We start from the raw sequence: 14,857 nt of genomic DNA, 5'->3' as shown, positions 1-14,857 counted from the left end.
CGGTTCATCAAATCTATTCCCGGGGGTAGGCAAGGAGCAGTGCCTGGCTACTTTCCAGTAAAGTACTTTTTCCTTCCAGATAAGGCGATAGGTATTCTTTTAGAAAAGGATGATAGTCGGCGAATACCCGGTTGCGGATCATGTACAATTCGTAATCCGGCAGGCCGTGGTCCCGAAATGCTTCCTGACAGGCTTTCCCGGAAAAGTAGAACAGGTAGGCGTGCCAGAGACCACCGGGTAATTCTTGGCTGGTGTCCCGGGCGGCCTGCTTCAGCACTTCACTTACTTTACCGTTATTCGGCGTAATAAGATGGTGGCTGGCCTCGTGAAAGAGCAGTTCCACCCAATTCCCATCTACCTCATGACCGGTAGCATTCATGACCACATGCGTAGGATGGAGTGTGGTAAAAGGCCGGTCCCGACCGTAGTTTCGGTAAGATTTAGCGTAATAGGTAATGTCCACGCGGATCTTTTCCGCCGGCCATTCGGCCTGGGCCCAGGCACTCAACTGCCGATGCACATCATCTTCAATATTGCGGATGAGGGGCAGATTCCGTTCCATTATCTCCCGGTTAGCCTGGTTCTGCTCCGGCCAGAAATGTTGACGGTAAATGGGAGCAAACGCCAGTAGATGATCGGCATGTTGCCGAAAAGGATCGGGTATGCTGCTGAACTGATCTTCCGGTTGTTGGCCCGACCAGCTTTTAAAAGCGGTCATATAATCACTGGTGCGAAGATCCTGATCGACCAGTTCCCTTTGGTAATATTTGACGGTTTCCCGCACGATGGCTTGCTCCGCCGGGTCGAGTTGTGCCATCCACCGGGTCGGAAAGACGTCCGCCCGGGCAGTATCCCGATGCAGTACCTCGTGGTGTAAGAAGTGATGGAGATTTAACCAGAACGGGTTGTAAAAGCTGAAATGTTCACTTTCGTGCAGCAAACCCGGCAGTTGATCGGAAGTCATATTATTAGATGCATTGGGATTCGAGCGACAGCTGAGCACCGCCAGCAGGAATGGTAAGAACAGGTATTTCATGCGTTTTCCCCTAAAGTTAAGGGCGCCTGTCGCCGGTGTATAGGAAAAATCGGAACCGATCCGGCGGCTAAGACGGCCTTATCCGCCTATTGACCATAAAAAAATTGCTCCGGACTCGCGCCCAGAAATCGTTGGTATTCATCGATCATGTGGGATTGATCGAAATAGCCGGCCGTGTCGGCAATGGCGGACCAGGAGAGCCGTCGGTACGCCTGGCGGATTTGCAAACTTTCCCGGAAGCGTAGGATACGAAGTGCCATTTTGGGGGAAATTCCGGTCTGGTTTCGGACAATTCGCTGGAGGTAGCGTTCACTGAGGCCGATCTGCCTGGCGATCGCACTTACCTTTAGTGGAGGATCACCGACGGTTTGAACCTGTAAAAAGCGCTGGACCTGCATTGATCGCGGACTCGCTGGTCTCCGGGATCCCAAAACGGATAGCTGTGCCAATAGGCTTTCAATTATAGTTGCCGGTTTATCCACGAGCCAGTTGCCGTATGATAGCTCTTGTCGTCCAGCTCCGTTCAATTCATTGAATGCCAGAGAACGGTCGGTCAACTCATCCACCGGGAAAGGCAGGTAATTTGCCAGGGCGGTCGGCTGGAAACGGATCACATAGGTGCGTTGTCGTTGTTGTCGGTTAATGAACAGCGCACGTGTGCGCGGGCCGATAATCCGCAGCCGCGTCCGTCCGTCGGTAAACACATGGACGATCAGGTGACCGCAAAGATCCGGCAGGATCACTACCGGTGTGGGGATCAGGTCCGGATTGGAAATGATAAATATATGCTCGATACCGTATCCAGCCGCTGGTGGGTGGTGGATGTGGAAGGGCGGGGAATAGCCGGGAGTATCATTCGCCCATAGCTCGTGACAGTCACGGTGATAGGTATAGTTCATTCCCGGAAGATAGGCGTTTTACCGCACGGGATGCAAATCAAAACGGGGGAGGCTGTCCGCGGCCAGACGCAATACGGTGAAAATAAGTCATGCTCACCGGGGCAAAATGCCGGGAATTACTGATATTAGGCCTCCGGCTAACGGCCGAACCTTCAACACTCTTAAAATCTATTGTACCGAAATGACGGAACTCAACGTTCACACCCTACCGCAGACAATTGAATTGTACCTGAAAGAACAACAGTGGATCACCCCGGAAGACAAAGTCCTGACTCTGGAAAAACCGGGAGAAGGCAATATGAATGTCGTAGTGCGCGTCCAACTGGAAGAAGGCAGTCTGATCCTTAAGCAATCGCGCCCTTTTGTTCAGAAATATCCACAGATCCCGGCACCCATCGAGCGCGTAGCGATCGAAAGCCAGTTTTACGATCTGGCCAGTGACAACGACATGCTCGATACTTTCCTGCCGGGGGTGATCGGCTATGACGATGAGCACTACATCTTTGCCCTGGAGGATCTGGGTGCGGGAGCCGATTACACCTTTTTGTACCAAAAGGACGAGAGCGGTGCTCTGCCCGAGATCGAAGCGGCCGTAAAATTTTTGTACGCTTTGCACCAGACCCGCTTTTCGGAAAAAGAAATGCGCAGTTTCCCGGATAATCTGGCCCTGCGCAAGCTCAATCACGAACACCTGTTCGTCTACCCCTATCTGCTTGATAACGGCTTTGATCTGGATACGGTCCAGGAGGGGCTGCAGGCGGTAGCGATGGCGTATAAAAAAGACGAGGCGCTGAAAAAGGAGATCGATCAACTGGGAGCGATCTATCTGGGTTCCGGTTCGGCGCTGCTGCACGGTGATTATTATCCGGGTAGTTGGCTGCGGGTGAAGAATGGCTTTCGCGTGATCGATCCGGAATTTACATTTTTCGGTCCGCCGGAATACGACTACGGCGTCATGGTGGCGCACTTCAAGATGGCCCGTTTGCCCGAAACGATGGTCCGTACAGCCTTGGAACAGTATCCTTCCGGTTCGGATTTCGATGCTGAACTAGCTCGTAAAATTACCGGAATGGAGATCCTGCGGCGGATTATCGGTCTGGCCCAGTTACCGCTGGAACTCAGTCTGGAAGAAAGAAAAGCATTGCTGGCGGAAGCCGCCCAGTTAGTAAAATCCTAAATTGTCACCGCTCAGAATACCCGTAAAATCCGGATCATGCATTCCCATCCATACTATTTTATTGCGCTTCTGCTGATCGTTTTCATCCTGCCGGCCTGCAACGACGATCGGGCGGGAGACGACAATCGCACCGATTACAGCCTCAACGCCCCGAACTGGCCCGCAGATACGATCGAAGAATTCCAGCTGCCAAACGGGCTCAGCCGGGAAGCCTACTACAATAAGCTCCTGGGGTCTCTGGTGGGTTCGGCCATCGGTGATGCCATGGGCGCTCCGACGGAAATGTGGCACCGGGACGATATCCAGGTGATGCACGGCTACGTGGATAGCCTGGATGCTCTGATCCGGGAAGGCTCACCCGAAGGCCCCTGGGAGGTCAATCTGCCGGAAGGCGGCACTACCGATGATACCCGCTGGAAGTACCTGACCGGCGGCTGGCTGACCGGATACGGCCGGCACCAGGCCCGGCTGGATGCCCGGGATTTTGCCCGGCTGATCACCGATCATTATCTGGAAGATACGCAGACGGCCCTGGACGTGCGCTCCTTTGATCCCGGACCGCTGGAACGCGAACTGCGGCGCGTCACGTGGTTGCAGGAATGGGCGAAAGTGGCGAAGCCCTATTACGAAGAGGACCTCGATGCCTACAGTTACGCCCTCAATCGATTTTACGGGGGCGAAATGGCCTGTGCGGGTATGTTGTACGCTCCTATGCTGGGTGCCTACTATCCGGCTCATCCCGAGCGGGCGTATACGGAAGCTTACCGATTGGGCATCTTTGACCTGGGCTACGCCCGGGATATTACCGGCCTGACTGCGGCCTATGTAGCCGAAGCTATGCGGCCCGGAATTCCCTTTGAACGGATCACTTTGCTTTCCCGCTCTACCGATCCCCTGAATTATTTCAGTTCCCGACTGGTCGGCCGGATCAGTTACCGGCTGTTCCGGGATGCGAAATACATTGTGGACGAAGCCCGCGGCCTGACGGAAGCGGACATTCCGGCCGATCTGGAAATGCCGAAGAATTTCAAGCGCGGCCCTTTGTACCTCGCCCAGCTCCAACGAGCCTACGAGCTGCTGGATGAAAAACTGCAGGATATTCCCTTTCACGCCGGCGAAGTGCACCTGATCAATCTGACGGCCCTGGAGTTCGGTCGGGGCGACTTTGGGGAAACCCTGGAATTTGTCACCAATTACGGCCGGGATAACGATACCGTAGCGGCGGTTACGGGCGCTATTCTGGGCGCTTACCTGGGTTTTGAGGCCTTGCCGCAGGACCTGGCCCGCACTTCCCTGCAGGCCAATAAGGAGCTCCTGGGAATCTCCCTGGAAGATCTGGCCCGGGACCTCACCGAGCAGCTATACGGGAAGTAGGTTCGGCAAGGAGGAGTAGGGGCGTTCAGTTCTCAAGCTACCTTATGGAAAAATGGTAATAGAGGCCGACCGGGAATGACCGGATCTGGTAAGTTGCACAAACTTACCAGATTTTGCCAATGGGGGTTATGGCAACTTGCAGATTTGCAAAATTTACAAAATTTTGTAAATCGTTATTCACTCAGCTTTTCAAAGGCTTTACGGGTCAGGCCGTAATGGATCAGATCGAAGTAGGCCCCGTCTTTAAATATGTGCTCCCGCAATGTACCTTCCTGCACCATCCCATTTTTCAGCATCACCCGGCCGGAAGCCGGATTCTTATCCAGATGGGTGGCCATCAGTTTATTGAGCTGTAGGTTCTGAAAGCCGTAACCGATAATCGCCTCCACCGCCTCGGAGGTATACCCACGGTTCCAGAAGGGTTTTCCGACCCAGTAGCCGATCTCGGCCCGATGGTAGTTTTCGGACAGGGTCAGACCGATGCCCCCGATGAAATCCAACTCCGGTTGGAGGCGGATGGCGAAGATCAGTTGCGTCCCGTTCTTAAAACCCTGGTTGGATTGGTTGATCCAGAAAATAGCGTCCTGCTCCGTGTAGGGGAAGGGGATGTTGAGCGTGTATTGTGAGATCTCCTTCTCAGCGGCATAGGTTACGATACGCGGGATATCGGCGGCGCTCAGTTGACTCAGCACCAGCCTTTCGGTCTTTATGGTTGGAAATTTCTGCATGGTGTAATGGATGTTCGTAATTAACTGCAGCCGCGGGGCATTTAGTTCCACGAATTTTATCGTACGGGCAAAGTACTGGTTTTCGGGCTGCATTTCGTCAGTTAGGTAGAAAAGCGGACGCTCCTGCTACTAGTGAGGAACATTAATAGTTGGAAATTGAAAACCAGAAATGACTGAATTTCACCGCGGAGGCGCAAAGACGCTAGGCTTTTTAGTGAATTTGCCGACGGCAAATCCACTAACCTTTGTGTTCTTAACCGTTAATGTTGCAAAAGATCGAAAAATTTGCTGAAGCAAATTTTCTCGAAAAAAGTCATTGTAAAACTTCGCGGCTTCGCGGCCTTCGCGGTGAAGACATGCTTTATTAATTTTCAATGTTCGACACTATTGGCAGTAGCGTCCTGTAGTACTAAACCATCAAACCACGCCGGTATGCACCCACGTCTTCGATACTTTCCGCAGCAGATACCACTCGTATTTTTATTTTCCCTGTTTACGACCCTTGGCCTGCAGGCCCAGGATTATCCGCTGTTGTACGAAAATGATTTCGAGCACGGCATGAGCATGCAGGATTTTGATTTTACCGATCCGTCTGCCTGGCGTTTGTCGGACACGCTGGATAATCAGTCGATGGAGCTATTCGGGAAAAGCCAGTACGCTCCCCGGGTACGCTCTCCGCTCAACATCGCGATGCTGAACAAGGTGAAGGTCGGAAATTTTGTCCTCGAAGTTAAGCTGAAGCAGACCGGCCGCGAATACGGCCACCGGGATATGTGCCTGTTCTTTGCAATGAAGGACCCGGCCAATTTTTACTATGTCCACATGGCTTCGATCGCCGATCCGAATGCCCACAATATTTTCATCGTCAATGACGAGCCAAGGCGCAATATTGCCAAAAAGACTACCGACGGTATCCGCTGGGGAAAAGCCTGGAACACCGTGCGTATCGAGCGCAATGTAGAGACCGGGACCATTAAAGTATACTTCAACGATATGAACGAGCCGATCATGGAAGCCGAAGACACCCACTTCAACGCCGGCTACATCGGTTTTGGGTCCTTTGACGATACGGGAATGGTGGATAATATCAAACTCTGGGGCGAGGTGGCCGGCGGCAAAACTGACTTTTTTCGCCAATAAGTCCCGGTCTCACTTAACAATCCCGGGTATTGCGTCGTTCTTATGGGAAGAAATCGCCTGACATGTCAAAAAATACGATCCCTTCTTTTCCCGATTATACCCGTACGGAGGAACTGGTAAACAGTCTGACCCACGGCGCCGGTCTCTTGTTCGGCCTCGTTGCGGTGCCCTGGCTGATCTACACCGCTTCTACCGGAAGCTGGAACGACCTGCTGGGGGCTTCGGTCTATGGCTTTAGTTTCCTGCTGATCTATGCGGCCTCCACATTATACCATAGTTTTCAGAAACCGCGACTCAAACATCGCCTGCGGATCTTCGATCACGTAGCAATCTACGTCATGATCGCCGGTAGCTATACGCCTTTTGTGCTGATCTATGTCAATAACTTTACCGGTTACACCATCCTTTCGATCCTGTGGATGCTTACCCTGATCGGGCTTTTCTTCAAGGTCTTCTACGTGGGGCGCTTTGAGAAACTTTCCGTGGCCATTTACATTTTAATGGGCTGGATGTTGATCTTCGGTGCCCGCAGTTTCTGGGAAAATCTGCCCGGATTCACCATCGCTCCCATTGCCATCGGTGGTTTGCTTTATACCATCGGGGTGATCTTTTACCGATGGGAAAGTTTGCGCTACCACCACGGTATCTGGCACGTTTTTGTGCTGGCTGCCAGTCTTTTCCACTTTACTGCGGTATACTGGGCGGTGCAGTAGCGCATTTTACCCATTTTATTCAGATTGAGGATGTCCTTTTCTGTCCAATTAGGTCCTTTCCATTTGTCATTATCCTGAAGAACATTTGGCGCCATTTATCGACCGTTTTCATGGATTTGTAGAAAAACGCAGAATACTCAGGAAACTTTAGAACCAAAAAAAGTTTCCTTTGTTAAAATGATCTACATTTGCACCGAAATTCGGTGAAAACGAATGACGGGCTTTACGGAAACTGTTTGAAACAGCTTCCAACAGCGTAGTAGGTATAATTAATTCATATTGCAATCCTGAACCAATAGCAAACAGTAAGCAAGGCGTAGAGGGGAAGTAAGCAGCAGAACGGACGCCGGCGGTCAGCAAAAGTGGAGCAACATGCTTCCTACAAATGCCTGGCCGGCTCTTTATTCACAAAGTTTTATCCTCTATGGACGTTCAGAACGACCTGGATTGCAGCTAACAAAAGCCCTTACAGCAGGAGGATAATGGATTCCAAACAGCAGATTATCAGCAAGGCAGCAGACCTGTTTATGCGCTATGGTATCAAAAGTGTTACCATGGACGACATAGCACGTGAATTGGGTATTTCCAAAAAGACGCTGTACGAACACGTAAGCAACAAGTCGGATCTCATCGAACAGATCTTTGAGCAAAAGATTTCAGAAGAAAAAGAGATGATGGCCCGCTTTCGGGAAACTTCGGAAGATGCGATTGACGAAATACTCAATATCACCAAGTTTGTGTTGAAAACGTTGCGGCATTTGTCACCCACTACGGTTTACGACCTGCAGAAGTACTACCGGAGCACCTGGAAGATGATGGAGTCCCTGCACTGCAATCATTACTACGATCTTATCCGGGATAATCTGGAGCGCGGGATCGCCCAGGGCGTTTACCGAAGTGATCTCAATCCGGATATTATTGCCAAACTGTACGTGGGAAGTAGTGATTTTGTGACCAATGATCAGTGGTTTCCGGTGCGGGAATACCGGATGGATGATCTTTTCATCCAGCATATGAACTATCATTTGCACGGGATCGCTTCCGCCAAAGGTTTGGTATTACTGGAGCGACATATGCCGACCATAGGGACACGCAGTGAAGAATAGGCAAAATGCGGAACGATTTTCGCAGGCTTTGATGTTGTGGAAGGGTAGATCAACGGCCCGCCGGAAAAACACATCAATCGGCATGTATGCTTCTAACCCAACCTTTCAACACGCTTAAACGAGACATTAATTACCAAACTGTTTATACCATAATGAAACAATCCGGGAAAAGGCTTGGCTTCGCGCTGGTGATGCTTTGGATGGTGACGGGACTTAGTGCCCAACCCAACACGGTATCTCTGGAAGATGCGATCAGTTATGCCATCAATAACAGCACCTCCACCCAAAACGCCCGTTTAAACATCAGTGATGCGGAAGCGCAGATCATTGAGCGGCGTTCTACCGGTCTGCCCCAGCTGAACGGTAGTGTCAATTTTCAACACTATCTGAAAGTACCGGTGCAGCCTCTGCCGGAAAACTTTCAGACTTTCGGCGTGGTTTTCGCCGATCTGATGCCCTATTTATCCGAATCGACCCGGCAACTGCTGCTGGAACAGAATTCGGGTGACGATTCCGGCGGGGTGGCTTTCGTATTGAAAAACAATCTGACGGCTTCGCTCAATCTGGAGTCCATGATCTTTGACGGCAGCTATTTTGTCGGTCTGCAGGCCGCCAGAGCCTACCGCAAATACGCCGCCGTGGACCTGGCGGTGAAAGAACGGGAAGTCCGCAATCAGGTGATCGATGCCTACTATCCGGTGCTGCTGGTGGACGAGAACCTCGAGCTTCTGGAAAAAAATATCACCAACCTGGAACGACTGCACTTTGAAACGGAAGAACTGTACAAAGCCGGTTTTGCCGAACAACTCGACGTCGATCGGCTGGAGCTTTCTCTGACCAACCTACAGACCGAACGGGATAACCTCCTGCGCCAGAAAGAACTGGCCATTGCCGGTCTGAAGTTTGCCATGAACTATCCCCAGGACAGCGAACTGGAGGTCACCGGAGATCTCGATGAGATGATAGTAGAAGCTCCCGCCGGATCCCTGACCGATGCGGTCAATTTTCAACGCCGGCCCGAGATCGGCCTGATTGACGAAGCGCTGCAGCTCAACGAATTGAATATCCGGGTCAATAAGATGGGGTACCTGCCGAGTCTGAGAGGTTTCGCTACTTACCAGCAGTCGTATTTCGGAAATGACCTGAAAAACGGTTTCTGGGCGCCGGCTGCCTTCGTCGGCCTGACGCTGAACGTACCGATCTTCGACGGCTTTAACAAAAAAGCCAAAATACAGCGAGCGCAGTTAGATCTGGAAGAGGCGATCAACCAGCGGAATGAACTGGTGCAGGCCATCAGCTTTGAGGTGGAAAGCGCCCGCACGAGCTATATGAACGCCCAGGAGCGGCTGGCCAACCAGCAAAAGAACCTAGAACTGGCCGAAAGGATCTACCAGACCACCCAGGTGAAATACCGGGAAGGAGTAGGTTCCAGTCTGGAGGTGTCCCAGGCCGAGCAAAGTCTGTATACGACCCAAAGCAATTACATGCAGGCTATGTACGATCTGGTTGTGGCCCGGGCCAATCTCGAAAAAGCATTGAACATCCAATAGAAAACAATCTTAGGGTCCTGCCCGCGGGCGGGACCCGACCTTTAAAGCGTTAACAATGAAACATCTTTTTAGCTTTTTAGCTATCGCCCTGCTGTTCGTAGCCTGCAATCCGACGGTAGAAGAAGTTCCCGCCGATCTGGAAGGCAAAAAGGCTTACCTGCAAGAAAAAAAGGAGGAACTCAATAAGCTGACCCTCCAGATTGCCCAGTTGGAATCCGAGATCGCCAAGGAAGATCCCACCTTCGGGGGCAAAAAAGTAAGGCTGGTGACCATCGATTCGGTCAATCGCTCCGATTTTGAACATTTTGTAGAGATCCAGGGAAGTATCGAAGCGGACGATATGGTGGACGTGACCAGCGAAACGGCCGGCCGTATCCTGAGCCTGAAAGTCAAAGAAGGCGATCCGGTAAGACAGGGGCAACTGGTTGCCGAACTGGATCTGGAATCTTTGAAAAAACAGATCGCCGAGCTGGAAACCTCCCTTAGTCTGGCCAATACGGTATACGAACGCCAGAAACGCCTCTGGGATCAGAATATCGGCTCGGAAATGCAATATCTGGAAGCCAAGAACAACAAAGAGCGACTGGAGAAAAGTCTGGAAACCCTGCAATTCAATCTGACCAAATCCAAAGTCTACGCTCCGATCTCCGGAGTGGTGGAGAACGAGGTCCTGCAGTCGGGTGAAATCGCCTCTCCGGGAGCTCCCATCGTTCAGATCCTGAACACCAATCGACTGAAGGCCAAGGCCAGCGTACCGGAAAGCTATCTGAAATCCGTCACCCAGGGCGCAATGGTTAAGGTTAGCGTACCCGCTCTGGACTGGGAAACGGAAGCCCGGGTCACGCAGATCGGACGGGTGATCGACCCCTCTAACCGGACGTTCGCGGTAGAGGTGGCACTTTCGGATCCGCAGCGCCGACTCAAACCCAACCTGCTGGCATATGTGTACTTTAAGGATTACGAAGAGGAAGATGTCGTTACCATTCCGCTGGACCAGGTGCAGGAGGAAGTCGGCGGTAAAAAATATGTATTCGTAGTGGATCGCTCCGGCGAAGATCCTATCGCCCGGAAAGTCTACGTCAAGATCGGCCGGACCAATAGTGAGGGAGCCGTGGTGATCACCGAGGGCCTGAACGGAGACGAAGAACTGATCATGGACGGGGCCCGCGGCCTGGTAGACGAAGATCTGATCGATATAACCAATAATGCGAAAACCGAAGCAAACAATGGCTGATCAACAGACAAAAGATAAAAAAAGACAGTTTAGCCTCAGTTCTTTTGCCGTCGATAACGGGACCAGCATTTTCATCCTCACTTTGATGATCATGATCTTTGGCCTCCAGAGTTATAACCGGATGCCGAAAGAACAGTTCCCGGACGTGAAGTGGCCGACGGTCTACATCAATACGCCCTATTTCGGTAACTCGGCGGCCGATATCGAGAACCTCGTAACCCGGCCCATTGAAAAGGAGCTACAAACTGTAGAGGGGGTAAAAGATGTCAAATCCACCTCCGTACAGGACTACTCGGTGATCACGGCGGAATTCGAAACGGACGTTGATCTCGATGAAGCCGTGCGGAAAGTGAAAGATGCGGTGGATAAGGCCAAACCGGAATTGCCGAACGACCTGGATCAGGAACCCACCGTATTGGACATCAACCTGTCCGAGATCCCTATCGTAGTCGTCAATATTTCCGGTGATTACGGGAACGACGAACTGAGGAGTTACGCAGAATACCTGCAGGACGAGATCGAAGAGCTGGATGAGATCAACCGGGTGGACCTCAAAGGTACCATGGACCGGGAAATGAAAGTAGAGGTGGATCTGCTCAAGATGGAATCCATGCAGGTGAGTTTCACCGATATTGAGAATGCCATCGCTTCGGAAAACGTGACGATGTCGGCCGGGGAGATCCTGAATGATGAGGACTTCCGCCGGGCCATTCGGGTGAAAGGAGAGTTCGAATCGGTAGAGGAGCTGGAGAACATGATCGTGAAGAGTGAAAACCAGCGTCCGATCTTCCTGAAAGATATCGCTAATGTAGAATATGGTTTCAAGGAACGCACCAGTATCGCCCGCTCGGACGGCCTGCCGGTCATTTCTCTGGATGTGATCAAACGCCAGGGGGAAAACCTGCTGGACGCCGCCGATAAGATCAAGGTACTGACCGATGAGGCTCGCGAAAAATTGCCCGCAGATCTGAAGATCAGTTTGTTCAACGATCAGTCGGTCAATACCCGCAACCAGGTGAACAACCTCGAGAACAGTATTATTTCCGGGGTGATCCTGGTGGTATTGGTACTGCTGTTCTTCCTCGGTATCCGGAACGCGCTATTCGTCGGTCTGGCGATCCCGCTATCCATGCTGATGGGTATCCTCTGGTTGTACCTGACGGGAGTGACGATGAACATTGTGGTGCTATTCTCGCTCATTCTGGCCCTCGGACTTCTGGTCGATAATGCCATTGTGGTAGTGGAGAATATTTACCGTTATATGCAGGAGGGTTATTCCAGTTCGGACGCGGCCAAATACGGAGCCGGTGAGGTAGCGATGCCGATCATCGCTTCCACGGCCACCACGCTGGCGGCTTTCGTTCCGCTGGCTTTCTGGCCGGGTATCATGGGTAGCTTTATGCAGTATATGCCGATCACCCTGATCCTGGTGCTGACGTCTTCGCTGTTCGTAGCGCTGGTGATCAACCCGGTATTTACCAGTCGTTTTATGAAAGTGGACGAGCGGGCGGACGATTCCGAAGTACGCCTCCGGCGCCGGAATAATGTCCTGATCGCTGCGGCCTCCATGCTCATCCTGGCTATCGTTTGCCACGCTATGGGTATTGCCTGGGGACGGAACCTCCTCGGCGTGGTATTCATCGTTACCCTGCTGAATTTTTTCTTCCTGCGGCCGGCGGCCTTCTCTTTCCAGAACCGCTTCCTGCCGCGACTGGAAACATTCTACGACCGCTTTGTAGCCAAGGCACTGGGATACCCGAAAACCATTTTCTTCGGTACTTTCCTGACCTTGTTCATCGCGATCGGCCTGTTGGCGGCATTTCCGCCGAAGGTGATCTTTTTCCCTTCGGCGGACCCGATCTATGTAAATGCTTTCGTCGAACTGCCGCTGGGTAAAGATATCGAAGCGACCAGTGAACTGATGGAAGAGCTGGAAGTCAAAGTGGCCGAGGCGGTGGAACCCTACGAGGGCATCGTGGAAGCAGTACTGTCCCAGATCGGGGAAAACACTTCCGATCCGAACGGTCCGCCCGAACCGGGCGTGTCGCCCCATAAAGCCCGTCTGACGGTATCTTTTGTACCGACCGAAGAACGGGGCGGAGTTTCGACCTTTAAGGTAATGGACGATATTCGGGAAGCCGTACAGGGATATCCCGGCGTATCGATCTCCGTTGATAAAAACGCCGACGGTCCGGCTACCGGAAAGCCGATCAACCTGGAGATCCAGGGAGAGGACATCAATCAGCTGGTGACGATGTCCGACGAGGTGATCAGTTACATCAACAGTAAGAGTATTCCCGGTATCGAGGAATTGCAGTCGGATGTAAAGATCGGAAAACCGGAACTGATCGTGAATATTGACCGGGATGCGGCCAGACGCTACGAAGTATCGACCTCCAGTATCGCCATGGCGATCCGGACGGCGGTTTTCGGTAAGGAAGTATCCAAGTTTAAGGACGGGGAGGAAGAACATCCGATCGTAGTCCGGCTGGACGAACGCTATCGCTACAATATTGATAATCTGCTGAACCAGAAAGTGACGTTCCGGAACCCGTCTAACGGACAGATCGTACAGGTGCCGATCGCCGCTGTAGCGGACGTCGATTACACTTCTACTTTCAGTTCCATCAAGCGGAAGAACCTGGACCGCGTCGTCACCATCTATTCCAACGTGATCGAAGGCTATAACGCCAATGAGATCATCGCCCAGATGAATGACTACATGCAGCTCTATCCGTTCCCGGATGGTTTCAGTTATGAATTCACCGGGCAGCAGCAACAGCAGACAGAGGATATGGCCTATCTGAATGTTGCCTTTATGGTAGCCCTGTTCTCGATCTTTATCATTATTGTCGCCCAGTTCAACTCGATCTCGTCTCCCTTCATCATTATCCTGTCGGTGCTCTTCAGTACCATTGGGGTATTTTTGGGCTATGTATTTACCAATCGCGATATCTCGGTGATCTTCACCGGGGTGGGGATCATCTCGCTCGCCGGGGTAGTGGTAAACAACGCGATCGTATTGATCGACTACATTAACCTGATGTTGAAAAACAAACGAGAGGAACGCGGGGTGGAAACTGACCGGGAACTGTCTTCTGAAGACATTAAGGACGCCATCGCCAAGGCCGGTGCGATCCGTCTGCGCCCAGTGTTGCTGACGGCGATCACGACGGTACTGGGACTGATCCCACTGGCGATCGGCTTCAATTTCAACTTCTTTACCTTTATTTCAGATCTGGATCCCCATATTTTCATCGGTGGAGATAATACCGCTATTTGGGGCCCCATGGCCTGGACGGTTATTTACGGTCTGACGTTTGCTACTTTCCTGACTCTGGTGGTAGTACCGGTAATGTACTGGCTGGCTTTTCAGATGAAGAAAGGCGTTTATGGCCTTTTCCGGAGCAAACCCAAAAGGAAAGTGAGGCCCAGCACCGCATCCTGATAAAAAATATTTGATTTATAAAAAAAGAGAGGCCCACCGGTCTCTCTTTTTTTTTATTTTTAAAGGGTTGATAGTTAGTTGTTTATAAAAATGCCACATATCGGACTTTTGTCCATGGCAGTGTTGCGAAAAGGGCCGCTTTTTTCATAAAATGTGACATGTGTTTTAAATCTAATTTATAATCTGCTGTATTTATATCGTTTTTGGGCAATTTATAGAGCCATCCGTTTTGTTTAAAATTTATTAGGTTATTTACTATGTCACAATTATCTGGATTTTCGTTAGCTTGACTGGGTTTAAAACCTTTTTTTTGTAATGTGTTCAATGAAAAGCATTTAAGAATCAAAATTCGAAATTTCGCGCAAACTCAAAACGAAACATTCACTTATTTTAGCTTTTAATAGTACTCAATTTTATACCTTTTCCCAGCCAATTTAAGCTTATTGATCATC

General features: G+C 51.2%; 12 protein-coding genes. 8 read left to right on the top strand and 4 right to left on the bottom strand.

The genetic code is table 11. The annotated features are described in order from the left end of the window. Window positions 1-13 precede the first annotated feature (13 nt). A complete protein-coding gene (locus CRP01_RS19230; protein WP_099151720.1) occupies window positions 14-1,036 on the bottom strand; it encodes a hypothetical protein in 1,023 nt (340 codons plus the stop codon). An 86-nt stretch (window positions 1,037-1,122) separates the two neighbouring features. Beyond that, on the bottom strand, window positions 1,123-1,935 hold the full coding sequence (locus tag CRP01_RS19225) for a helix-turn-helix domain-containing protein (RefSeq protein ID WP_099151719.1): 813 nt from the start codon (window positions 1,933-1,935) through the stop codon (window positions 1,123-1,125). Between the two features lie 181 nt (window positions 1,936-2,116). Here CRP01_RS19225 and CRP01_RS19220 point away from each other — a divergent pair, with 181 nt between their 5' ends. Next, window positions 2,117-3,112: a phosphotransferase gene (locus CRP01_RS19220; protein WP_099151718.1), complete on the top strand. Its 996-nt coding sequence runs from the start codon at window positions 2,117-2,119 to the stop codon at window positions 3,110-3,112. Window positions 3,113-3,148: 36 nt separating this feature from the next. Further along, window positions 3,149-4,486: an ADP-ribosylglycohydrolase family protein gene (locus tag CRP01_RS19215; RefSeq protein WP_099151717.1), complete on the top strand. Its 1,338-nt coding sequence runs from the start codon at window positions 3,149-3,151 to the stop codon at window positions 4,484-4,486. Window positions 4,487-4,659: 173 nt separating this feature from the next. On the opposite strand, the gene CRP01_RS19210 is transcribed toward CRP01_RS19215, so the two are convergent. Then, complete coding sequence (locus CRP01_RS19210) at window positions 4,660-5,307, bottom strand: GNAT family N-acetyltransferase (RefSeq protein ID WP_233752713.1); 648 nt, start codon at window positions 5,305-5,307, stop codon at window positions 4,660-4,662. A gap of 339 nt (window positions 5,308-5,646) precedes the next feature. Here CRP01_RS19210 and CRP01_RS19205 point away from each other — a divergent pair, with 339 nt between their 5' ends. The 6 genes from CRP01_RS19205 (at window position 5,647) to CRP01_RS19180 (ending at window position 14,405) form a co-directional block, all read left to right on the top strand. Beyond that, window positions 5,647-6,354 carry a hypothetical protein gene (locus CRP01_RS19205; RefSeq protein ID WP_099151716.1) on the top strand — a complete coding sequence of 236 codons (708 nt, stop codon included), beginning with the start codon at window positions 5,647-5,649 and terminating at the stop codon, window positions 6,352-6,354. 62 nt (window positions 6,355-6,416) lie between these two features. Further along, complete coding sequence (gene trhA, locus CRP01_RS19200) at window positions 6,417-7,067, top strand: PAQR family membrane homeostasis protein TrhA (protein ID WP_099151715.1); 651 nt, start codon at window positions 6,417-6,419, stop codon at window positions 7,065-7,067. Between the two features lie 482 nt (window positions 7,068-7,549). Then, window positions 7,550-8,173: a TetR/AcrR family transcriptional regulator gene (locus CRP01_RS19195; RefSeq protein ID WP_099151714.1), complete on the top strand. Its 624-nt coding sequence runs from the start codon at window positions 7,550-7,552 to the stop codon at window positions 8,171-8,173. Between the two features lie 152 nt (window positions 8,174-8,325). Beyond that, window positions 8,326-9,723, top strand: a complete 1,398-nt coding sequence (locus CRP01_RS19190; RefSeq protein ID WP_170110448.1) for a TolC family protein — start codon at window positions 8,326-8,328, stop codon at window positions 9,721-9,723. Window positions 9,724-9,778: 55 nt separating this feature from the next. Continuing rightward, window positions 9,779-10,957 (top strand): efflux RND transporter periplasmic adaptor subunit, encoded by a 1,179-nt coding sequence (locus CRP01_RS19185; protein WP_099151712.1) that lies wholly within the window; start codon window positions 9,779-9,781, stop codon window positions 10,955-10,957. Next, on the top strand, window positions 10,950-14,405 hold the full coding sequence (locus CRP01_RS19180; RefSeq protein ID WP_099151711.1) for an efflux RND transporter permease subunit: 3,456 nt from the start codon (window positions 10,950-10,952) through the stop codon (window positions 14,403-14,405). The genes CRP01_RS19185 and CRP01_RS19180 overlap by 8 nt, the downstream gene beginning before the upstream one ends. 82 nt (window positions 14,406-14,487) lie before the next feature. On the opposite strand, the gene CRP01_RS19175 is transcribed toward CRP01_RS19180, so the two are convergent. Further along, entirely contained in the window at window positions 14,488-14,730 is a 243-nt protein-coding gene (locus tag CRP01_RS19175) for a hypothetical protein (RefSeq protein ID WP_099151710.1), read from the bottom strand. Window positions 14,731-14,857: the final 127 nt, after the last annotated feature.

This window comes from Flavilitoribacter nigricans DSM 23189 = NBRC 102662 (assembly GCF_002646595.1).
Taxonomy (GTDB): domain Bacteria; phylum Bacteroidota; class Bacteroidia; order Chitinophagales; family Saprospiraceae; genus Flavilitoribacter; species Flavilitoribacter nigricans.
Note: the sequence above shows the minus strand (reverse complement) of the source record. Positions and strands in the feature narration are given on the sequence as shown.